This window comes from Pseudomonas sp. NFX15 (assembly GCF_049132105.1).
Taxonomy (GTDB): domain Bacteria; phylum Pseudomonadota; class Gammaproteobacteria; order Pseudomonadales; family Pseudomonadaceae; genus Aquipseudomonas.
The window spans coordinates 176,855-199,086 of sequence record NZ_JAFMPV010000008.1; the positions used below are offsets into that span (position 1 = coordinate 176,855).

General features: G+C 60.4%; 20 protein-coding genes. 10 read left to right on the top strand and 10 right to left on the bottom strand.

Going from position 1 to position 22,232, the window contains the following annotated elements:
* Positions 1-30: 30 nt before the first annotated feature.
* The 5 genes from J1D76_RS11735 to J1D76_RS11755 all read right to left on the bottom strand — a co-directional run bounded on the left by J1D76_RS11735 (position 31) and on the right by J1D76_RS11755 (position 5,328).
* Entirely contained in the window at positions 31-672 is a 642-nt protein-coding gene (locus J1D76_RS11735) for a helix-turn-helix transcriptional regulator (protein ID WP_421138476.1), read from the bottom strand.
* Positions 673-762: 90 nt separating this feature from the next.
* Positions 763-1,890, bottom strand: a complete 1,128-nt coding sequence (locus J1D76_RS11740; RefSeq protein ID WP_421138477.1) for an NAD(P)/FAD-dependent oxidoreductase — start codon at positions 1,888-1,890, stop codon at positions 763-765.
* Positions 1,891-2,015: 125 nt separating this feature from the next.
* Positions 2,016-2,960, bottom strand: coding sequence for an ornithine cyclodeaminase family protein (locus tag J1D76_RS11745; protein WP_421138478.1), 945 nt, complete (start codon positions 2,958-2,960; stop codon positions 2,016-2,018).
* A 123-nt stretch (positions 2,961-3,083) separates the two neighbouring features.
* The gene (gene rhlB, locus J1D76_RS11750) at positions 3,084-4,574 is read right to left on the bottom strand and encodes an ATP-dependent RNA helicase RhlB (protein ID WP_421138479.1); all 1,491 of its coding nucleotides are present in this window, start codon (positions 4,572-4,574) and stop codon (positions 3,084-3,086) included.
* A gap of 97 nt (positions 4,575-4,671) precedes the next feature.
* On the bottom strand, positions 4,672-5,328 hold the full coding sequence (locus J1D76_RS11755) for an alpha/beta hydrolase (protein ID WP_421138480.1): 657 nt from the start codon (positions 5,326-5,328) through the stop codon (positions 4,672-4,674).
* A gap of 469 nt (positions 5,329-5,797) precedes the next feature.
* On the opposite strand from J1D76_RS11755, the gene J1D76_RS11760 reads away from it, so the two are divergent.
* The 9 genes from J1D76_RS11760 (at position 5,798) to J1D76_RS11800 (ending at position 14,131) form a co-directional block, all read left to right on the top strand.
* Positions 5,798-6,829, top strand: coding sequence for an amino acid ABC transporter substrate-binding protein (locus J1D76_RS11760; RefSeq protein WP_421138481.1), 1,032 nt, complete (start codon positions 5,798-5,800; stop codon positions 6,827-6,829).
* Between the two features lie 65 nt (positions 6,830-6,894).
* Positions 6,895-8,076 carry an amino acid ABC transporter permease gene (locus J1D76_RS11765; protein WP_421138482.1) on the top strand — a complete coding sequence of 394 codons (1,182 nt, stop codon included), beginning with the start codon at positions 6,895-6,897 and terminating at the stop codon, positions 8,074-8,076.
* A gap of 10 nt (positions 8,077-8,086) precedes the next feature.
* Complete coding sequence (locus J1D76_RS11770) at positions 8,087-9,184, top strand: amino acid ABC transporter permease (RefSeq protein ID WP_421138483.1); 1,098 nt, start codon at positions 8,087-8,089, stop codon at positions 9,182-9,184.
* Positions 9,185-9,212: 28 nt separating this feature from the next.
* Positions 9,213-9,977 carry an amino acid ABC transporter ATP-binding protein gene (locus tag J1D76_RS11775; RefSeq protein WP_421138484.1) on the top strand — a complete coding sequence of 255 codons (765 nt, stop codon included), beginning with the start codon at positions 9,213-9,215 and terminating at the stop codon, positions 9,975-9,977.
* Between the two features lie 258 nt (positions 9,978-10,235).
* The gene (locus J1D76_RS11780) at positions 10,236-10,895 is read left to right on the top strand and encodes a FadR/GntR family transcriptional regulator (RefSeq protein ID WP_421138485.1); all 660 of its coding nucleotides are present in this window, start codon (positions 10,236-10,238) and stop codon (positions 10,893-10,895) included.
* The gene (locus tag J1D76_RS11785; RefSeq protein ID WP_421138486.1) at positions 10,885-12,186 is read left to right on the top strand and encodes a CynX/NimT family MFS transporter; all 1,302 of its coding nucleotides are present in this window, start codon (positions 10,885-10,887) and stop codon (positions 12,184-12,186) included. Before J1D76_RS11780 ends, J1D76_RS11785 begins: the two co-directional genes overlap by 11 nt.
* 98 nt (positions 12,187-12,284) lie before the next feature.
* The gene (locus tag J1D76_RS11790) at positions 12,285-12,755 is read left to right on the top strand and encodes a nuclear transport factor 2 family protein (RefSeq protein WP_421138487.1); all 471 of its coding nucleotides are present in this window, start codon (positions 12,285-12,287) and stop codon (positions 12,753-12,755) included.
* Between the two features lie 76 nt (positions 12,756-12,831).
* Positions 12,832-13,107, top strand: a complete 276-nt coding sequence (locus J1D76_RS11795; RefSeq protein ID WP_421138514.1) for a GIY-YIG nuclease family protein — start codon at positions 12,832-12,834, stop codon at positions 13,105-13,107.
* Positions 13,108-13,195: 88 nt separating this feature from the next.
* Positions 13,196-14,131, top strand: a complete 936-nt coding sequence (locus tag J1D76_RS11800; protein ID WP_421138488.1) for a glutathione S-transferase family protein — start codon at positions 13,196-13,198, stop codon at positions 14,129-14,131.
* 182 nt (positions 14,132-14,313) lie between these two features.
* Here the strand turns inward: J1D76_RS11800 and J1D76_RS11805 are convergent, their stop codons facing one another.
* The gene (locus J1D76_RS11805; protein WP_421138489.1) at positions 14,314-14,664 is read right to left on the bottom strand and encodes a glutaredoxin family protein; all 351 of its coding nucleotides are present in this window, start codon (positions 14,662-14,664) and stop codon (positions 14,314-14,316) included.
* Positions 14,664-15,668 (bottom strand): nucleoid-associated protein YejK, encoded by a 1,005-nt coding sequence (gene yejK / locus J1D76_RS11810; protein ID WP_008018580.1) that lies wholly within the window; start codon positions 15,666-15,668, stop codon positions 14,664-14,666. Before yejK ends, J1D76_RS11805 begins: the two co-directional genes overlap by 1 nt.
* A 396-nt stretch (positions 15,669-16,064) precedes the next feature.
* On the opposite strand from yejK, the gene J1D76_RS11815 reads away from it, so the two are divergent.
* Positions 16,065-16,346, top strand: a complete 282-nt coding sequence (locus tag J1D76_RS11815) for an HU family DNA-binding protein (protein ID WP_007905514.1) — start codon at positions 16,065-16,067, stop codon at positions 16,344-16,346.
* Between the two features lie 73 nt (positions 16,347-16,419).
* Here J1D76_RS11815 and rlmF read toward each other — a convergent pair whose 3' ends face one another.
* The 3 genes from rlmF to J1D76_RS11830 form a co-directional block, all read right to left on the bottom strand.
* A complete protein-coding gene (gene rlmF, locus J1D76_RS11820; protein WP_421138490.1) occupies positions 16,420-17,439 on the bottom strand; it encodes a 23S rRNA (adenine(1618)-N(6))-methyltransferase RlmF in 1,020 nt (339 codons plus the stop codon).
* Positions 17,440-17,661: 222 nt separating this feature from the next.
* The gene (locus tag J1D76_RS11825) at positions 17,662-20,508 is read right to left on the bottom strand and encodes a valine--tRNA ligase (protein WP_421138491.1); all 2,847 of its coding nucleotides are present in this window, start codon (positions 20,506-20,508) and stop codon (positions 17,662-17,664) included.
* A gap of 230 nt (positions 20,509-20,738) precedes the next feature.
* Entirely contained in the window at positions 20,739-22,055 is a 1,317-nt protein-coding gene (locus J1D76_RS11830) for an MFS transporter (RefSeq protein ID WP_421138492.1), read from the bottom strand.
* Positions 22,056-22,232 lie beyond the last annotated feature (177 nt).

The window sequence follows — 22,232 nt, forward strand, 5'->3', positions numbered from 1 at the left end:
GGCCAGATCAAGCAATACAAATCTCAGTGCTTAACCCTTCAATTCCTTCAAATGCTTGTACACCGTCGCCCGCCCCATGTTCAGTACATTGGCCACGTAGTTCGATGCACTCTTGCCCTTGAACGCGCCTTCGGCGTGCAGCGCCAGCACCAGCTCACGCTTATGGTCGCGGGTCAGCAGGTTCAGGCTCAGTTGGCGTTCGCGCAGCCAGGCGTGGAGGAAGGTGTTGATCCGCTCCTGCCAGTCATCGCGAAACAGTGAATCGGGTTGCGGGATCAGCTTGCTCGGCGACAGGAACAGGTCCAGCGCGGCCTTGGCATTCTCGAACAGCGAAATATTCAGGTTGATGCACAGCACCGCCAGCGGATGCTCTTCGCTGTCGCGCAGCACGGTGCTCAGGCTGCGAATCTTCTGACCATCCCAGTTGAGCTTTTCGTACGGCCCGATGTTTCGTTCGCTGACGTCTTCGCTGAGCATGTCATCGAGCGCCGAGTCGTCGCCGATCTCCCGCTTGGACAGGTTGTTGGCGATGTAGTCGACCTTTTGCGTGCGCAGGTCGTGCAGCACCACTTCGGCGTGGGGGAAAAACAACGTGGCGATGGCGTCGGCGATCGCGTGGAAGTTATCCAGGGACGTGTCGTCCAGTGCCAAGTCTTTTTCGGGGGCGTTCATTGAGTGGGGCTCCAGGCAGCGTCAGCGCCCCATCAAAGGGGCGCTGAAAGTGTGCCGTAATCGTGGGGGCACGTCACCTGACGATCAGGGTCAGCCGAGGCGGGCAGGGGACAGCATGTCGGCATTCAGGCCAAAACGGCCCAGCGCTTCGGGCAGGGCGACGCCGCGTACCAATGCTGCGCTGGCCTGGCCCATGGCCGGCGACGTCTGGATGCCATAACCGCCTTGCGCCGCGACCCAGAACAGCCCCGGCACCTGTGGATCGAAACCGGACAGCAAGTCGCCGTCGCTGACGAAGCTGCGCAAGCCGGCCCAGGTACGGGTTGGGCGGCGAATGGTCAGGGTCGTAGCTTCTTCGATCTGGTAGATGCCCATGGCGATGTCCAGCTCCTCGGGCTGCACGTCATGGGGTTCCACCGGGTCGGCGTTGGCCGGCGAGCCGAGGAACATCCCGGCGTCGGGCTTCATGTAGAAGGACTCGTCGAGGCTGACCAGCATTGGCCAGTGGTGTATATCCACGCCTTCAGGGCCGGCGAAGATGAACGCGGCACGGCGTTTCGGTTGCAGGCCCAGCGGCTTGGCACCGGCCAACTCGCCGAGCTTGTCGGCCCAGGCGCCGGCGGCGTTGATAATGATTGGCGCGCTGAAGGTCTGGCTACCGGTCTGCACGTGCCAGGTGCCTTGGTTATCGCGGCTCAGGCTGACGACTTCGCTGTCGGTGTGCACTTCACCCTGGTTGCGACGGATACCGCGCAGATAGCCCTGGTGCAGCGCATCGGTGTCGATGTCGCTGGCGGTCGGGTCGTAGATCGCGCCGTGGACCTTTTCCCGGCGCAGGATCGGCATCAAGGCGCAGGCTTCGTCGGCATTGAGCCATTGCATCTCTGGCACGGTGGTTTTTGCACTCTGGTATTGCCTTTGGAGTTCGTCCGGGTCACCGGTCAGGTCCACGGTCATTTCGCCGCGCGGGGTCAGCAGCGGGTGTTCGCAGAAGCCGCTCGGCGGGTTGTCGAAGAAGTCGCGGCTGGCTTGGGTCAGCGCTCGCACTTGTGGCGTGCCATAGGCGGCAGTGAACAGCGCCGCCGAACGTCCGGTGGAGTGATAGGCCGGATGGGATTCGCGTTCGAGCACGATCACACGGCCGTGCTGCGACAGCCAGAAACCGGTGGAAGCCCCGGCAATTCCGCCGCCGATGATGATGAAGTCTGCCTGGCTCATGAACGTCTCCTGGTATTGATGATTCCTGTCGGAGCCGGCTTGCCGGCGAACGCATCACCGCGGTTTGTCTGATAGACCGCAGCGTCTGCATCGCTGGCAAGCCAGCTCCTACAGCATTTGTGGTGTTAGGGAAGCAGGTGGTAGATCGCATTGGCCAGCGCAATGTCTTCCAGACCCAGGCCGATGGAGCGGAAGAACACGTGGCGGTCGTACGCCGGACGCTGCACTTTTGCGCTGACCAGGTCCGGCAGGTCGCCGGCAATCACGCTGCTGTCCCAACCGTGCTGTTCGGCAGCAATCAACATTTCACCAGCCGAGCCCGGGGTGGTCAGGCGATAGTCGCAGAATACCTGCATGTCGTTGAGGCTCTGCGGCGGGACTTCGTGGGCACGCGGCGCGTTGGTGCTGATGGAGGTGATCAGCGCCGGTTTGCTCAATTGCGCAGGATCTATCACCGGTCTGGCAGACGAAGTGCAGAGCATGATCACATCGGCGTCCTGAACGGCGGTTTCGCGACTGTCGACGATGTTCACACGCGGCTCGATGGTTTTCAGCAGGCTCGCGGTTTCAACATCATCGCTCAGGTTCGGCGCGTACAGGCTGATGCTTTGCCAGTCGCGCAGGCCTTTCACGTAATGCAGGTGCGCCTGAGCCACTTTGCCACTGCCGATAATGGCCAGGCGACTCGCATGGATAGGCGCGAGGGCATCGACGGCCACGGCGGTGGTTGCGGCGGTGCGTGCCGTGGTCAGTTCGCCGGCATCGCAAAGCAACAGCGGTTGGCCGGTTTGCATCGACATCAACAGCGTCCACGCTGTCACCAACGGTCCCTGTTCACGCACGATGTACGGCGAAGTCTTGATGCCGTACACGCCGTCTTCAGCCAGTACGCCCAGGTAGTTGATGAAGTCGCCGGCACCCTGTGGAAATTCCACCCCTTGCTGCGCCGGTTGTACGGCTTGCCCGGCCGCCAGGTCGCGGAACAGTTTGCGCATGATCTGCGGCACATCGACCTGTGCCAGCAGCTCGCGAGCCTGGTCTTGGGTAATCACTTGCGGGGTATTGGGCATGCTTGGCTCCGATGTGCGAAGTAAACTAATTTGTCCATTATGGACTTTTAGTTTCTGTCGGCAACATCCGAGCGAAAAAAAAGCGCAGTCCGTTGCCGGCTGCGCTTTTCATTTCAATGGTGCTTATTGCGAACGCTTACGCTCAACCGCCCGCAACAGATGCGTTGGTGGCGTTTCACAGCTGATCTTGCGTCCCAGTTTTTCCTCGATGGACGGCAGCTGGTACGAGTCGTCTTCACCGGCAAAGCTGATCGACACACCGTCCGCGCCCGCGCGACCGGTACGACCGATGCGGTGTACGTAGTCGTCCGGCACTTCCGGCAGCGTGAAGTTGATCACGTGGCTGATGCCATCGATGTGGATGCCGCGACCGGCCACGTCGGTGGCGACCAGGACACGGATCTTGCCTTCGCGGAAACCTTCCAGGGTCTTGATGCGCTTGTGCTGCGGCACGTCGCCGGACAGTTGCGCGGCGTTGATGCCATCACGCACCAGGCGTTCTTCTATGCGCCGCACTTCATCCTTGCGGTTGGCGAACACGATGACCCGCTCCCAACCGTTGTCGTTGACCAGGTTGAAGAGCAGTTTGTACTTGTCGGCCGCGGCCACCGCGTAGATGTGCTGCTCGACATTTTCGTTGGCCACGTTCTGCGACTCGATCTCGACGATCGACGGGTCGGTGGTCCATTGCTTGGCCAGGTTCATCACGTCTTCGGTGAAGGTCGCGGAGAACAGCAGCGTCTGGCGCTCGGCCTTCGGCGGCGTCTGGCGGATGATCTGGCGCACTTGCGGGATGAAGCCCATGTCGAGCATGCGGTCGGCTTCGTCCAGCACCATCACTTCGACCATGTCCAGGTGCACGTCGCCGCGCTGGTTGAAGTCCAGCAGGCGGCCCGGCGTGGCCACGAGGATGTCGCAATGACGGGCTTCGAGGTGCTTGAGTTGCTTGTCGAAGTCCATGCCACCGACAAAGGTCATGACGTTGAGGCCGGTGTATTTGGTCAGATCGGCGGCGTCCTTGGCGATCTGCACCACCAGTTCGCGGGTCGGCGCAATGATCAGTGCCCGTGGCTCACCCATGTAGCGTTCTTTCGGCGGCGGGGTTTGCAACAGCTGGGTGATGATCGAGATCAGGAACGCGGCAGTTTTGCCAGTACCGGTCTGGGCGCGGCCAATGGCGTCTTTGCCGGCGAGGGTGAAACCCAGCACCTGGGCCTGGATCGGCGTGCAATACGGGAAGCCGAGGTCCTGGATGGCGTGCATCAGTTCCGGGGCGAGTTTGAAATCGTGGAAGCGGGTTTTGCCTTCCTGGGGTTCGACGACGAAGTCTTCGAGTTTCCAGGGGATGACCGGCGCCTTGGGCTTGGGTTCGCGGCGCGGTTTGTCAGGTTTCGGCGTTTCGCTGTGCGGTTGTTCCGGGGCAGCCACTGCCGCAGGCTGGGCTGCTTTTGCGGGCTTGGGCTCATGCCGGGGGGCCGCAGTGGGGGTGGCTCGTTCAGGCTCGATGCCGTCAGGGCGGTGGCCGGGAGCGTGAGACGCAGCGCTTGGGACTGGCGCGAGTTGCTCAGTCTCGCTTTTACCGAACATTTTCTTGAGTGCTTTGAGCACGGTCATCTCATCAATTGGTTAAGGAATGTACGCCGGCCAGTGTAATGCAAGAATCGGGCGCGGCGTAGTGGGATGATCAAAGGGTGCTTTTAAACGCAAATGCCTAACGCAAGCGCTCGATGAGCCAAGTGCCGATGTCGCGAATTTCCTCGGGTAACACTTCGTGCTCCATTGGGTATTCCTGCCATGTCACGGTGACACCATGGCCCTTCAGGTGCTCGTAGGCACTGCGGCCCATGGAGTTTTGCACCACGTTGTCGTACTGGCCGTGCATGAACAGCACTGCAATGCGTTGCTGGCTGGCAGACAACTGCAGTTGTTCATTGAAGGTCGGCGCATAGGTGGAGAGGGCGAGTACGCCACCCAGCGGCCCCTGCCATTTCAGGAAGGCGGTGTGCAGCACCACGGCGCCACCCTGGGAAAAACCTGCCAGAAAAATCCGCGAGGCGTCTATTCCGCTCGCTCGCTGTGCTTCGATCAATTCAATGACGCGGTTGGCCGACTCTTCCAGTTGGCCGATGTTGATCGCGCGCGCCGGGCTCATGGTCAGAATGTCGTACCAGCTCGCCATCTCGTAGCCGCCGTTGATAGTGACAGGGCGATGCGGTGCCTGGGGCAGAACGAAGCGGGTGGTCAGCAAGGTTTCCTGCAGCGCTTCGGCCACCGGCAGGAAGTCATAGCGATCAGCGCCCAGGCCATGCAGCCAGATAACGCAGGCGTCTGCCGGCTTGACGGGTTGAAGAATCAGGGGCTCGGTCATGTCTGCTCCAAGGTTGTGCGTGCGCGCTCATTCAGTGCGTGATGCGAGGGCGCGTCTGGTTGATCTGTTAAGAAGATGTCGCAAGCGTACAAGTTTTGCTATTGACCCGCGGCTGAACCGCTTCCGCAAGCGGTGTGGTACGGGCTTTGCTATGGGAGAACGGTGCAACCCATCTCGCGCCCGGCGGTAACACTATCAGTGTACTGCGGACTGCGGGATAGCAATGAATCCGGTGATGGATGTTCGCCAATGGCCGCATCAGGCGTAGCGAACGTGATGAGGGCTACCGCCCCGTTTCGGCCGACTGGTGAAAGTGAGTTTTCCATGACGTGGATTTTCTCCTACTAGACTCATAGCTAACGTCTTACGTCGGTTGACCCCAAAACAAGCCAACACGGGTCGACTACGCCTCAAAAGGGTGCGACAGGACTCACGCTCCGACACAACAAGAGCAAAACTGGAGGTTTGAATGAAGATGTTGAAATCCACCCTGGCGATCGTGACCGCAGCCGCGGTACTCGGTGTCAGCGGGTTTGCCCAGGCGGGCGCAACCCTGGATGCAGTGATGAAGAAAGGCTTCGTGCAGTGTGGCGTCAGCGATGGCTTACCAGGCTTCTCGGTTCCGGATTCCACCGGCAAGATCGTCGGTATCGACGCTGACTACTGCCGTGCTGTAGCCGCCGCCGTCTTCGGCGACGCGACCAAGGTCAAGTTCAGCCAGTTGAACGCCAAGGAGCGCTTCACCGCGCTGCAATCCGGCGAAATCGACATCCTGTCGCGCAACACCACCATGACCAGCTCGCGTGACGCCGGCATGGGCCTGAAATTCCCGGGCTTCATCACCTACTACGACGGCATCGGCTTTCTGGTCAACAACAAGCTCGGCGTGAAAAGCGCCAAGGAACTGGACGGTGCAACCATCTGCATCCAGGCCGGTACCACCACCGAGCTGAACGTTTCCGACTACTTCCGCGGCAACGGCCTGAAATACACCCCGATCACCTTCGACACCTCCGATGAAAGCGCCAAGTCGCTGGAATCCGGTCGTTGCGACGTGCTGACCTCCGACAAATCCCAGCTCTTCGCCCAGCGCAGCAAGCTGGCGGCGCCGAAGGACTACGTGGTCCTGCCGGAAACCATTTCCAAGGAGCCGCTGGGCCCGGTCGTGCGTAACGGCGACGACGAGTGGCTGGCCATCGTTCGTTGGGTTGGCTACGCCATGCTCAACGCCGAAGAGGCCGGCGTCACTTCGAAGAACGTCGAAGCTGAAGCCAAAGACACCAAGAACCCTGACGTTGCCCGCCTGCTGGGTACCGATGGCGAGTACGGCAAAGACCTGAAAGTGAAGAAAGACTGGGTCGTGCAGATCGTCAAGCAAGTGGGTAACTACGGCGAAGTGTTCGAGAAAAACCTCGGCAAGAGCACTCCACTGGAAATCGACCGCGGCCTGAACGCGCTGTGGAACGCTGGCGGCATTCAATACGCACCACCAGTGCGCTGATGGTTCTATCACCCGGTGGGCCAACCACCGGGTGATGTTCTGTTCCATTATTTGCGGGGCACTTCATGCAAAATTCAATCGGCGCACCAAAGCAGAGGCTCAGCCTCAGCGATCCAAAAGTGCGCGCGTGGCTTTTCCAGATCATCACCATTGTCGCGGTGGTCTCGATGGGCTGGTATCTGTTCGATAACACCCAGACCAATCTTCAGCACCGGGGCATTACCTCGGGCTTCAGCTTTCTGGAGCGCAGTGCCGGTTTCGGCATCGCTCAACACCTGATCGACTACACCGAATCGGACACGTACGCCCGGGTGTTTGTCATCGGCCTGCTCAACACCTTGCTGGTGACGTTCATCGGCGTGATCCTGGCGACACTCCTGGGGTTCATCGTCGGCGTGGCACGGCTGTCGAAGAACTGGATCATCGCCAAGCTCGCAACGGTGTATGTGGAAGTTTTCCGTAACATTCCACCGCTGCTGCAGATCCTGTTCTGGTACTTCGCGGTATTCCTGACCATGCCGGGGCCGCGCAACAGTCACAACTTCGGTGACACCTTCTTTGTCAGCGCCCGTGGCCTGAACATGCCGGCCGCGAAGATGGCGGACGGTTTCTGGCCGTTCGTGGTCAGCGTCGTGGTGGCCATCGTGGCTATCGTGATGATGAGCCGCTGGGCCAACAAGCGCTTCGAAGCGACCGGCGTGCCGTTCCATAAGTTCTGGACCGGCCTGGCGTTGATCCTGGCGATCCCGGCGCTGTGCGCGTTGATCTTCGGCGCGCCGCTGCACTGGGAGCTGCCGAAGCTGCAAGGCTTCAACTTCGTTGGTGGCTGGGTATTGATCCCGGAACTGCTGGCGCTGACCTTGGCCCTGACCGTGTACACCGCGGCGTTCATCGCCGAGATCGTGCGTTCGGGCATCAAGTCGGTCAGCCACGGCCAGACCGAAGCGGCGCATTCCCTGGGCCTTCGCAACGGTCCGACCCTGCGCAAGGTGATCATCCCGCAAGCCCTGCGCGTGATCATTCCACCGCTGACCAGCCAATACCTGAACCTGGCGAAGAACTCCTCGCTGGCGGCCGGTATTGGCTACCCGGAAATGGTCTCGCTGTTTGCCGGGACCGTGCTCAACCAGACCGGCCAGGCTATCGAGGTGATTGCGATCACCATGAGTGTGTACCTGGCGATCAGTATCAGCATTTCCCTGCTGATGAACTGGTACAACAAGCGCATTGCGCTGATCGAGCGGTAAGGAAAAGCGCATGAGCACTCATACTTTCAAACCTGACATGCCCCCACCGAGCAGTAGCATCGGTGTGGTGGCGTGGATGCGCGCGAACATGTTCTCCAGTTGGCTCAACACCCTGCTGACCCTGTTTGCGTTCTACCTCATCTACCTGGTGGTGCCGCCGATCCTGCACTGGGCCATCCTCGACGCCAACTGGGTCGGCACGACCCGCGCCGACTGCACCAAGGCTGGCGCCTGCTGGGTGTTCATCGAGCAGCGCTTCGGCCAGTTCATGTACGGCTACTACCCGCCGGAACTGCGCTGGCGCGTGGACCTGACGGTGTGGCTGGCGATTGTCGGCGTGGCGCCGTTGTTCATCTCGCGCTTTCACCATAAAGCGGTGTACGGGCTGAGCTTCCTGGTGCTGTACCCGATCTTTGCCTACTTCCTGTTACATGGCGGCATCTTCGGCCTGACCAACGTCTCGACCAGCCAGTGGGGCGGCCTGATGCTGACCCTGGTGATCGCCACCGTCGGCATTGCCGGGGCGTTGCCGCTGGGGATTGTCCTGGCATTGGGTCGTCGTTCGAACATGCCGGCGATTCGCGTGGTCTGCGTGACCTTCATCGAGTTCTGGCGCGGCGTGCCATTGATCACGGTGCTGTTCATGTCTTCGGTGATGCTACCGCTGTTCCTGCCCGAAGGCATGAACTTCGACAAGCTGCTGCGGGCTCTGATCGGCGTGATCCTGTTCCAGTCGGCCTACGTCGCCGAAGTGGTGCGCGGTGGCCTGCAAGCGATTCCCAAAGGTCAGTACGAAGCGGCCGCGGCGATGGGCCTGGGTTACTGGCGCAGCATGGGCCTGGTAATTCTGCCGCAAGCCCTGAAGCTGGTGATTCCCGGCATCGTCAACACGTTCATTGCACTGTTCAAGGACACCAGCCTTGTGATCATCATCGGCTTGTTCGACCTGCTCAACAGCGTCAAGCAAGCGGCTGCCGATCCGAAATGGCTGGGCATGGCCACCGAAGGCTATGTGTTCGCCGCCCTGGTGTTCTGGATTTTCTGTTTTGGTATGTCGCGCTATTCCATGCATCTGGAACGCAAGCTCGACACTGGCCACAAGCGCTGAGTCGCTACCCAATTTAGGAAGTTTTGTGATGAGCGAAGCAATCAAGCAGCCTGCAAACCCTGAAGGCATTATTCAGATGCAGGGCGTGAACAAATGGTACGGCCAGTTTCACGTACTCAAGGACATCAACCTCAACGTCAAGCAGGGCGAGCGTATCGTTCTCTGCGGCCCGTCGGGTTCGGGCAAGTCCACCACCATCCGCTGCCTCAATCGCTTGGAAGAACACCAGCAGGGCCGCATCGTGGTCGATGGCGTGGAACTGACCAACGACCTCAAACAGATCGAAGCAATCCGCCGTGAAGTCGGCATGGTGTTCCAGCATTTCAACCTGTTCCCGCACCTGACCATCCTGCAGAACTGCACCCTGGCGCCGATGTGGGTGCGCAAGATGCCCAAGCGCAAGGCCGAGGAAATCGCCATGCATTATCTGGAGCGCGTACGCATTCCGGAGCAGGCGCATAAATTCCCGGGGCAGTTGTCCGGCGGTCAACAGCAGCGTGTGGCGATTGCCCGTGCGCTGTGCATGAAACCGAAAATCATGCTGTTCGACGAACCGACCTCGGCCCTCGATCCGGAAATGGTGAAAGAGGTGTTGGACACCATGATCGGCCTCGCTGAAGACGGCATGACCATGCTCTGCGTGACCCACGAAATGGGCTTCGCCCGCACCGTGGCCAACCGCGTTATCTTCATGGACAAGGGCGAAATCGTCGAACAGGCCGCGCCAAACGACTTCTTCGATAACCCGCAGAATGAACGCACCAAACTGTTCCTGAGCCAGATCCTGCATTGATCCCAGCCAGGCACTGAAATAAACCCGGACATCGTTCCGGGTTTATTTTTGCCTGATGCACCACCATTCCTTGTAGGAGCTGGCTTGCCAGCGAAGGCAATCTCCTGTTCAACATCGCAGGTGCCTGAACCACCGCCTTCGCTGGCAAGCCAGCTCCTACAAAGGGAATGCGCAGCACGTTGGAGGGTTGTGTGTTGGACGCGGTCTGACTACCATGTCAGAAAATTCATCCTATGATTGGATGAAAGGGTGAATTCCATGTCAGACATTTCTCCACTCGTTAAACGATCTCTGGTCGACCAGGCTCTGGACCAATTGCGCCTGCGCATCACCCAAGGTACCTGGGCCGTCGGCCAGCGCCTGCCCACCGAACCCGAGCTGTCCGCCGAACTGGGCATCAGCCGCAACACCGTGCGCGAAGCCATGCGCGTGTTGGCGTTTTCCGGGCTCATCGAAATCCGCCAGGGCGACGGCAGCTATCTGCGCGCGGTGGTCGATCCGCTGGACACCTTGAAGGCGTTGTCCAGTTGTTCGCGCGAACAGGCGCGGGAAACCCGGCATATCCTCGAAGTCGAGGCCATCGGCCTGGCGGCCCTGCGTCGCTCGGATGAAGACCTGATCGCCTTGCGCGAAGCGCTCGGCGTCAGCGGCAGCCACTACCACGGCGACCTCGACACCTACATCGCTTGCGACCTGGTGTTCCACCGCCGTCTGGTGGACGCCGCGCACAACCCCACACTCAGCGAGTTATATCGCTACTTCTCCAGCGTGGTCGGCGCCCAATTGCGCCACTGCCTGAACATCACTCCCCGCCGCCAGGAAGTGTTCGACTTGCACATCGAGCTGCTCGATGCCGTCGAACAACGCGACCCGGAACGGGCCAAAGCCCTGTCGAGGCAGTTGATCAATGAACCGTGAAACCGAGAACCACATGTCCAGCCTTGAACCATCACCGTACAAGCGCACGGCCGAGCTCGAAGAGCTGCTGATCGACGCCGAAGCCGATGACGATCAGGTGCAGCAAACCCACCCCGTCCTGCGCCGGCCGTGGCTGTTGCTGCTGGGGTTGATCCTGGTGGCGCTGAACCTGCGCCCGGCGCTGTCGAGCATGGCGCCGATGCTCAGCGAAGTGTCGAAATCCCTTGGCTTGTCGGCTTCTCAGGCCGGTTTGCTGACCACGCTGCCGGTGCTGTGTCTGGGCCTGTTCGCGCCGTTGGCACCGTTGCTGGCACGGCGTTTCGGCGCCGAACGGGTGGTGCTCGGCATCCTGCTGACCCTCGCCGGCGGGATCATTCTGCGCAGCTCCTTCGGCGAAATCGGCCTGTTCGCTGGCAGCGTTCTGGCGGGTGCCAGCATCGGCGTGATCGGCGTGTTGCTGCCGGGCATCGTCAAGCGTGATTTCCCGAAACAGGCCGGGACCATGACCGGCGTCTACACCATGGCGCTGTGCCTGGGCGCGGCGATGGCGGCGGGTTCGACCGTGCCGCTGAGCGAGCACTTCGACAACAGCTGGGCCATGGGCCTCGGCTTCTGGGTCATTCCGGCGCTGGCCGCGGCGTTGTTCTGGCTACCGCAAACCGGCCAGAAGCACGGCACCCACAACGTCGCCTATCGCGTGCGAGGCTTACTGCGTGATCCGCTGGCCTGGCAAGTGACCTTGTACATGGGCCTGCAATCGTCGCTGGCCTACATCGTGTTCGGCTGGTTGCCGTCGATCCTCATCGGCCGTGGCCTGACCCCGACCCAGGCCGGGCTGGTGCTGTCCGGTTCGGTGATCGTGCAGTTGGTCAGCTCACTGGCAGCACCGTGGCTGGCGACGCGCGGCAAGGACCAGCGGCTGGCCATCGTGATCGTGATGGCGCTGACCCTCGGTGGTTTGTTCGGTTGCCTGTATGCACCGATCGAAGGTTTGTGGGGCTGGGCGATTGTGCTGGGCCTGGGGCAGGGGGCCACGTTCAGCCTGGCATTGACCCTGATCGTGCTGCGCTCGCGCGATTCCCACGTGGCGGCAAACCTGTCGAGCATGGCGCAAGGCTTCGGCTACACCCTGGCGTCCATGGGGCCGTTCGCGGTCGGCATCGTGCATGACTGGACCGGCGGCTGGAATGCCGTTGGCTGGATCTTCGCGGTCATTGGTACTGGCGCGATCATCGCGGGATTGGGTGCCGGTCGCGCGCTCTACGTACAGGTAGAAAGCGAAAAGGTCTGAAGCCCGACACTGTCGGTATTCGGCGTACGAATGCCGATAGTGTTCAACACATTTGCAGATTATTGTGCAGGCATTCTTCCATCGAACGGAGCTTGTCCATGAGTGATGCCCACAGCGCAGTGATCACCCGCTTCTACCAGGCCTTCCAGCGCTTGGATGCCGAAGCCATGGCGGCTTGCTACACCGATGACGTGGTGTTCAGTGACCCGGCGTTCGGCGAACTGCGCGGTCGCGATGCCGCCGACATGTGGCGCATGCTCACCACCCGGGCCAAGGACTTTTCCCTGACCTTCGATAATGTCCGCGTCGACGAGCGCAGCGGTGGCGCGCATTGGGTCGCGACGTACCTGTTCAGCCAGACTGGCAATATCGTGATCAACGACATCCAGGCGCGCTTCGTCTTTCGCGACGGCAAGATTTGCGAGCACCACGACCGTTTCGACCTGTGGGCCTGGTCGCGTCAGGCACTGGGTTTCAAAGGCCTGTTGCTGGGCTGGTCGCCACTGGTGCGCAATGCCGTTCGCGCCCAGGCGTTGAAGGGGTTGAAGGCATTCCAGGCCAGTCGCTGATAAGATCGCGGCTTGTTTTCCTACAAGCCTTGAACGTGACGTGAACACCCTCAGCGAAAACCTTGCCGAAGACGAAATGCCCGCGAGCAAACCCTGGTTCGTCTACCTCGTTCGTGCGGCCAACGGTTCGCTTTATTGCGGAATCAGCGACGATCCCGTGCGCCGTTTTGCCAAGCATCAAAGCGGTAAGGGTGCGCGGTTCTTTCTGTCCAGCCCGGCGATGGCACTGGTCTATACCGAGCGTTGTCGCGATAAGGGCGATGCCCTGCGCCAGGAACGGCTGATCAAAAAACTCAAGAAGAGCGCCAAGGAATGCCTGGTGGCGAGTGCCGCTGTTGGCTTATCACTCTGACTGATAAGTTCCCATCAGGCAGATCGGTAGGCTGCCAACCGATTGCACGCTAAGCTGCGGGCTCCTGATTCTTGCGGCGGAGCCGAGCATGTCCGAGTTGATCCTGCATCATTACCCGACGTCCCCTTTTGCCGAAAAGGCCCGCTTGCTGCTGGGCTTCAAGGGCCTGTCCTGGCGTTCGGTGAAGATCTCGCCGGTGATGCCAAAACCCGATCTCACGGCGCTGACCGGTGGCTATCGCAAGACGCCGGTGCTGCAGATTGGTGCCGATATTTACTGCGACACCGCGTTGATTGCCCGACGCCTGGAGCAGGAAAAAGCCTTGCCGGCGTTCTTCCCGCAAGGACAGGAAATGGTTGCTGCGTCATTCGCTGCCTGGGCTGATTCAGTGGTGTTCCAGCATGCGGTGAGCCTGGTCTTCCAGCCCGAATCAATTGCCGTGCGTTTCGGCAGTTTGCCGCCCGAAGCGATCAAGGCGTTCATCGCCGATCGCGCCGGATTGTTCAGTGGCGGTAGTGCGACCAAGTTGTCCGCCGAGCAGGCCAAGCATCAATGGCCCACCCTCATGTCGCGGCTGGAGCAGCAGTTGCAGCGCGAGGACGGCGACTTCCTGTTCGGCGAGCCATCGATAGCCGACTTCGCCCTGGCCCATTGCCTGTGGTTCCTCAAGGCCACGCCGGTGACCGCACCGCTGGTCAACGCTTATCCGGCGGTGAGCGCGTGGCACGCACGGGTGTTGGGCTTTGGCCATGGCGCGTTTAGCGAGATGAGTTCCGAAGAGGCGCTGGAAGTGGCGCGTACGTCCACACCGGCGGCCTTGCCGGACGAGCAGTTTGTCGATCCCAATGGATTCAAGGCGGGGCAACACGTAGTGATTGCGGCCACGGATTACGGCGTTGATCCGGTGGCGGGGGAATTGTTGTTTGCCGGCAGCGAAGAGTTGATCGTACGCCGCCAGGATGAACGTGGCGGCGTGGTGCATGTGCACTTCCCGCGATTGGGCTTTCGCATCGAAGCCCAGTAGATGCAACCCTTGTAGGAGCTGGCTTGCCAGCGAAAGCGATGTATCAGTCATCGCATCTGTCGGCTGAACCACCGTCTTCGCTGGCTAGCCATCCAATTAAAGGGGAGGCGGGGAGCCAAGGTCCCTTGTAGGAGCCGGCTTGCCGGCGAAGGGGCCTTTGGATTTTGCAATGATGTTCCGGATTATTTCAGTGCAGCCAGAATCGCATCCGGGTCATATCCACGAATCAACGTGCCGTTCACATCAATGATCGGAATCCCGCCGCCACCCAGCGCCTCATAGTCCTTGCGCGCGACCGCATCCTTCTCGATATCGAACGCCTTGTACGGAATGCCTTTCTGATCGAGAAAGCGCCGGGTCAGTTTGCAATACCCACACCACTCGGTGGCGTAGAGCACCACATTGGCCTTGGCCTGCGTCTGCTCGGACACCACCTGCGAAGGATTGAACACCCGCTCGATCTTGCCCCAGTTCTGGTAAACGACGACCACCAGCAGGATCAGCAGGACCTTCTTCAGTACGCCGCCGAGCATCAGTTGCGTCGCTTCAGTTGATCGGTGAGCGAGGTCGGCAGGCCCTTGATGATCAGCGTGCCGGCTTCTTCGTCGTACTCGATCTTCGAGCCCAGCAAGTGCGCTTCGAAACTGATCGACAGCCCTTCGGCGCGGCCGGTGAAGCGGCGGAACTGGTTAAGGGTGCGTTTATCCGCCGGGATTTCCGGCGACAGGCCGTAATCCTTGTTGCGAATGTGATCGTAGAACGCCTTCGGACGTTCTTCGTCAATCAGGCCCGAGAGTTCTTCCAGACCCATCGGCTCGCCAAGCTTGGCCTGGCTGCTGGCGTAGTCCACCAGGGTCTTGGTCTTTTCGCGGGCATCGTCTTCCGGCAGGTCTTCACTTTCAACGAAGTCACTGAAGGCCTTGAGCAACGTGCGGGTTTCACCCGGGCCGTCGACCCCTTCCTGGCAGCCGATGAAGTCGCGGAAATACTCCGAAACCTTTTTCCCGTTCTTGCCTTTGATGAACGAAATGTACTGCTTGGATTGCTTGTTGTTCTGCCACTCGGACACGTTGATCCGCGCCGCCAGGTGCAACTGGCCCAAGTCCAGGTGACGGGACGGGGTCACGTCCAGTTCGTCGGTCACGGCCACGCCTTCGCTGTGGTGCAGCAGGGCGATGGCCAGGTAGTCGGTCATGCCTTGCTGATAGTGGGCGAACAGAACGTGGCCGCCGACCGACAGGTTCGATTCCTCCATCAGCTTTTGCAGATGTTCGACCGCCACGCGGCTGAACGCGGTGAAGTCCTGGCCGCCCTCGAGGTATTCCTTCAGCCAGCCGCTGAACGGGAACGCGCCGGATTCCGGATGGAACAGGCCCCAGGCTTTACCCTGTTTGGCGTTATAGCTTTCGTTGAGGTCGGCGAGCATGTTCTCGATGGCGGCGGACTCAGCCAGTTCAGAGTCACGAGCGTGGAGAACTGCGGGTGTGCCGTCGGGTTTTTTGTCGATCAGGTGGACGATGCAATGACGGATCGGCATGGGCTTCTCGGCTGAATGAAGAGAGGAGGGCGTGCTCCCCCGAAAAAGCGCTCAGTGTACCGCACCCATTGGTTTTGGCGCGGGTTGTGGGGTAATTCGGGGGTGACCGGCGGCGCTTATGCGTTTTTTTCCTGTTTTAGCGCAATAAAGCTGACCAAATGGGTAGCTAGAGGCGGATATTTCCACGTCTGTGTGCTAGCTTTGCCCGGTCTTGCGCGAAGTCACTGCGTTAAGCGTGCAGTCAGCATTTGTCAGGTCGAACCAAACCCTGATTTCGGTATCTATAACCCCGATCCCGCGGTTATTTGGCCGAGGGTGCCGGATCCAAAAGATCGGGCTCGATGGCTGACATTGCACTCTGCAATCCATATGAATTTGATAGGGAAGGAACACTACATGGCTCTTACTAAAGACCAACTGATCGCCGACATCGCTGAAGCTATCGACGCGCCGAAAACCACCGCGCGTAACGCTCTGGACCAACTGGGCCAAATCGTTGCCGATCAGCTGGAAAACGGCGGCGAAATCACTCTGCCAGGTATCGGCAAACTGAAAGTGACTGAGCGCCCTGCCCGTACCGGCCGCAACCCTTCGACTGGCGCTGCCATCGAAATCGCTGCCAAGAAAGTGATCAAGCTGGTTGTGGCCAAAGGCCTGACCGACGCTGTTAACAAGTAAGACTTGTTAAAAAAAACCGTGCGCCGGAGCGATCCGGGCACGGTTTTTTTGTGCCTGCCTGTTTCGTAGAAACTTAACGAACCCAGCGCTCGCGGCGCCATATCTGCTGCTCGGACTTGGTTTGGAAGGTCCAGGCGACGAAGCGGCTCTGTTTCTGCCCCTGAGACATTTCCACCACTTGGCTTTCCAGCACGCCGGCCTTCTTCAGGGCGGTTTCGATGGCGGGCAGGTTCGACGCCTTCGATACCAGTGTGCTGAACCACAGCACTTTATGTTGGAAGTTCGCGCTCTCGGCGATCAGTTGTGTCACAAAGCGCGCCTCGCCACCTTCACACCACAGCTCGGCGGATTGGCCCCCGAAGTTCAGCACCGGCAGTTTGCGTTTCGGATCGGCACGGCCCAGGGCGCGCCATTTGCGCTCACTACCCTTGGTCGCTTCTTCCAGCGAAGCGTGGAACGGCGGGTTGCACATGGTCAGGTCAAAGCGTTCGCCCGGCTCCAGCAGGCCGATCAGGATGTGCTTTCGATTTTCCTGCTGGCGCAGTTGGATAACCTTATTCAGATCATTGGACTGGACGATGGCTCTGGCAGCAGCTACGGCCGTCGGGTCGATCTCCGAGCCGAGGAAGTGCCAGCGGTACTCGCTATTGCCGATCAGCGGATAAACACAGTTGGCGCCCATGCCGATGTCCAGCACATTGACAATTGCGCCGCGCGGGACCTTGCCATCGTTCATGCTGGCCAGCAAATCGGCCAGGAAGTGCACATAATCGGCTCGGCCCGGTACAGGTGGGCAGAGGTAGTCCGCCGGGATGTCCCAATGTTGAATGCCATAGAACGCCTTGAGCAGCGCCCGATTGAACACGCGGACTGCATCCGGGCTGGCAAAGTCGATACTTTCCTTGCCGTAGGGATTGATGATCACGAACTTCTTCAATTCCGGCGTGCTTTTGATCAGCGCCGGGAAGTCGTAGCGACCCTGGTGGCGGTTGCGCGGGTGCAGGCTGGCCTTCTCGCGGGGTTCCACGGCTTTGGCCGGGGTCGCGGAGTCAGGCTTCTTGCGCGCAGGTTTGGGTGTGCGGGGGGCGGTCATGGCTGTGTTCGATTCGGGTATGGCTGAAAGTGGCGGCCATTGTCCCACATCTATCGCCCGGTAGCTGAACAGGCTTTTTGTAGGCGCCGGTTCGCCGGCGAAGGGGATCTTGAGGTCGGCGGTGATTATTCGGGCGATTCGCTGGCAAGCCAGCTCCTACAAAAAAGCGGGGGACAAAAAAGGGAGGCCCAAATGGCCTCCCTTGTTGATTGCGATTTGCCGTTACAGGCTGGCAATCCGCGCATGCTGCTCGGCCAGCTTGCCCAAAGCCTGTTCGGCTTCGGCCAGTTTGGCGCGTTCTTTCTCGATGACTTCGGCCGGGGCCTTGTCAACGAAACCGGCGTTGGACAGCTTGCCGCCGACGCGTTGTACTTCACCTTGCAGACGCTGGATTTCCTTGTCCAGACGCGCCAGTTCCGCACCTTTGTCGATCAGGCCGGCCATTGGCACCAGCACTTCCATCTCGCCGACCAGCGCGGTGGCCGACAGCGGTGCTTCCTCACCCGCCGCCAATACGGTGATCGACTCCAGGCGCGCCAGCTTCTTCAGCAAGGCCTCGTTCTCGGTCAGGCGACGCTGATCCTCGACGCTGACGTTCTTCAGGAACAGCGGCAGCGGTTTACCCGGGCCGATGTTCATTTCGCCACGAATGTTACGGGTGCCGAGCATCAGCCCCTTGAGCCATTCGATGTCGTCTTCGGCGGCCGGATCGATGCGCTCTTCGTTGGCCACTGGCCAAGGTTGCAGCATGATCGTCTTGCCTTCGATACCGGCCAGCGGCGCGATGCGCTGCCAGATTTCTTCGGTGATGAACGGCATGAACGGGTGCGCCAGGCGCAGGGCGACTTCCAGCACCCGAACCAGGGTGCGACGGGTGCCGCGCTGGCGTTCGACCGGCGCGTTCTCGTCCCACAGCACAGGCTTGGACAGTTCCAGGTACCAGTCGCAATACTGGTTCCAGATAAACTCATACAGGGCTTGCGCGGCCAGGTCGAAGCGGAACTGGTCGAGCTGACGGGTCACTTCGGCTTCGGTGCGCTGCAACTGCGAGATGATCCAGCGATCCGCCAGGGACAGCTCGTAGGCTTCGCCGTTCTGGCCGCAGTCTTCGCCCTTGTCCAGCACGTAGCGCGCCGCGTTCCAGATCTTGTTGCAGAAGTTGCGATAGCCTTCGACGCGGCCCATGTCGAACTTGATGTCACGACCGGTGGACGCCAGCGAGCAGAACGTGAAGCGCAGGGCGTCGGTACCGTAGCTGGCGATGCCTTCGGCGAACTCGTCGCGGGTCTGCTTTTCGATCTTCTTCGCCAGTTTCGGCTGCATCAGGCCGGAGGTGCGTTTCTGCACCAGTTCTTCCAGCTCAATACCGTCGATGATGTCCAGCGGGTCCAGGACGTTGCCCTTGGACTTGGACATCTTCTGGCCCTGGCCATCGCGCACCAGGCCGTGCACGTACACGGTCTTGAACGGAACCTGAGGCGTGCCGTCTTCGTTTTTCACCAAATGCATGGTGAGCATGATCATCCGGGCAACCCAGAAGAAAATGATATCGAAGCCAGTCACCAGCACGTCGGTAGAGTGGAATTTCTTCAGGAATTCGGTTTTTTCCGGCCAGCCCAGGGTAGAGAACGTCCATAGGCCCGAGCTGAACCAAGTGTCGAGAACGTCGTTGTCCTGTTGCAGCGATACGTCGGCGCCGAGGTTGTGCTTGGTACGCACTTCGGCTTCGTCGCGACCGACGTAGACTTTGCCCGACTCATCGTACCAGGCCGGAATCCGGTGGCCCCACCACAGCTGGCGGCTGATGCACCAGTCCTGGATGTCGCGCATCCACGAGAAGTACATGTTTTCGTACTGTTTCGGCACGAACTGGATGCGACCGTCTTCAACGGCAGCTATCGCAGGCTCGGCCAATGGCTTGGTGGAGACGTACCACTGATCGGTCAACCAAGGCTCGATAATGGTGCCGGAGCGATCGCCTTTCGGCACTTTCAGGCCATGATCGTCGACGCTGACCAGCAAGCCGGCAGCGTCGAATGCCGCGACGATTTGCTTGCGCGCTTCGAAGCGGTCAAGGCCGGCGTATTCAGCCGGGATCTTGCCGTCGATGCTTTCGTTCAGCGTGCCGTCGAGGTTGAACACCTGGCAGGCCGGCAGGACAGCGGCGTTCTTGTCGAAGATGTTCAGCAGCGGCAGGTTGTGGCGCTTGCCGACTTCATAGTCGTTGAAGTCGTGGGCCGGGGTGATCTTCACGCAGCCGGTGCCGAATTCAGGGTCGCAGTAATCGTCGGCGATGATCGGGATGCGGCGGCCAACCAGTGGCAGCTCGACAAATTTGCCGATCAGGGCTTTGTAGCGTTCATCGTTCGGGTTAACCGCGACGGCGGAGTCGCCGAGCATGGTTTCCGGGCGAGTGGTCGCGACGATCAGGAAGTCGTTGCCTTCAGCGGTCTTGGCGCCGTCGGCCAGCGGGTACTTCAGGTTCCACAGGAAACCTTTCTCGTCGTGGTTTTCCACTTCGAGGTCGGAAATCGCTGTATGCAGCTTGGTGTCCCAGTTGACCAGGCGCTTGCCGCGGTAGATCAGGCCGTCTTCGTGCAGGCGTACGAACGCTTCTTTCACGGCTTCCGAGAGGCCGTCGTCCATGGTGAAGCGCTCGCGGCTCCAATCTACAGACGAACCGAGACGACGGATCTGACGGCTGATGTTGCCGCCGGACTCATCTTTCCATTCCCAGACTTTCTCGAGGAATTTCTCGCGACCCAGATCGTGACGGTTCTGGCCTTTGGCTTCGAGCTGACGCTCCACCAGCATCTGCGTAGCGATACCGGCGTGGTCGGTGCCCGGCTGCCACAGGGTGTTGCGACCCTGCATGCGGCGGAAACGGATCAGGGCGTCCATGATCGCGTTGTTGAAGCCGTGACCCATGTGCAAGCTGCCGGTGACGTTCGGCGGCGGGATCATGATGGTGTAGGAGTCGCCCGCGCCTTGCGGGGCGAAATAATTCTCTGACTCCCAGGTGTTGTACCAGGAAGTTTCAATGGCGTGCGGCTGGTAGGTCTTATCCATGCGCGGCGGGACCCTATTGGCATTTATTCAGGAAAAGCCGGGAAGTATAGCGGGGATGAGCGGGTGCGCGTAGAGCGAGGTGACAATGGGTGGGAGAAAAGTTGAGGTTTTCGTTTTGTCAGTGGGGACCCATCGCTGGCAAGCCAGCTCCCACGGGTTATGTGTCGTACAGCTGTTTTGTGAATGACACCAAACCCTGTAGGAGCTGGCTTGCCAGCGAAAGCGGTCTGTCAGTCAATGCGGTTCAAATCGTTATGCCGGGTCTCTTTAAGGCACAGCACCGCAATCAAACTCAGTACCGCCGCCCCGGACACATACCCGCCGACATAATTCAAACCACCCATCGCCACCAGTTTCTGCGCGAAGAACGGCGCCGCTGAGGCGCCGACAATCCCGCCCAGGTTGTAGGCCGCCGAGGCACCGGTGTAGCGCACGTGAGTGGGGAACAGCTCTGGCAACAGCGCGCCCATCGGCGCAAAGGTCACGCCCATCAGGAACAGTTCGATGCACAGGAACAACGCCACACCCCAGGTCGAACCGTGGGTCAGCAGCGGCTCCATGAGAAACCCGGACAGGATCGCCAGCACGCCACCGACGATCAGCACCGGTTTGCGCCCATAACGGTCGCTGGCCAGGGCCGACAGCGGGGTGGCCGCGGCCATGAACAGCACGGCGAAGCACAGCAGGCCGAGGAAGGTTTCGCGGCTGTAGCCGAGTGTGGCCACGCCGTAGCTGAGGGAAAACACGGTGGAGATATAGAACAGCGCGTAGCACACCACCATCGCACCGGCGCCCAGCAATACCGGTGCCCAATATTGGCCGAACAGCTCGAACAACGGGATCTTCACCCGTTCCTGGCGCGCCATGGCGTTGGCGAACACCGGGGTTTCGTGCAGCTTGAGGCGAACGTACAGGCCGACCATCACCAGTACAGCGCTGAGCAGGAACGGAATACGCCAGCCCCATGAGCGGAATTGTTCATCGTCCAGCACCACGGCCAAGGTCAGGAACAGGCCATTGGCCGCCAGAAAACCAATGGATGGCCCCAGTTGCGGGAACATGCCGAACCAGGCGCGTTTTCCTTTAGGTGCGTTCTCCGTGGCCAGCAACGCAGCGCCACCCCATTCGCCACCCAGCCCCAGGCCCTGGCCGAAGCGCAGGACGCAAAGCAGGATCGGTGCCCAGGCGCCAATGCTGTCGTACCCCGGCAACACGCCGATCAGCGTGGTGCACACACCCATCAGCAGGAGCGAAGCGACCAGGGTCGATTTGCGTCCGATGCGGTCGCCAAAGTGGCCAAATAGTGCCGAACCCAGTGGGCGCGCCAGGAAGGCGATGCCAAACGTGAGAAACGCCGAGAGCATCTGGGCTGTGCCGGAGGTTTGCGGAAAAAACACCGGGCCAATCACCAGTGCGGCGGCAGTGGCATAGACGTAGAAGTCGTAGAACTCGATCGCGGTGCCGATGAAGCTCGCGGTGGCCACGCGGGCCGTGGAGTTCGTCGGTTGCGCCGGTGTGGCGTCGCTATAGGTCGTGCTGGTCGTCATGCGGTTATCCCTGACAGTCATGGGCTCCAGTGGAGCGAATTATTATGGTCGAGAACCCAGGGATGTGGGTGAGGGCACGGTCGCTGTTTCAGGTAGGAACAGTCGTCGGTTTGTTGCGGACATTACTGATGGACCGACCGGAAGCAGCGAAGTGCGGGGTAAGCACGGGCCCGGCGG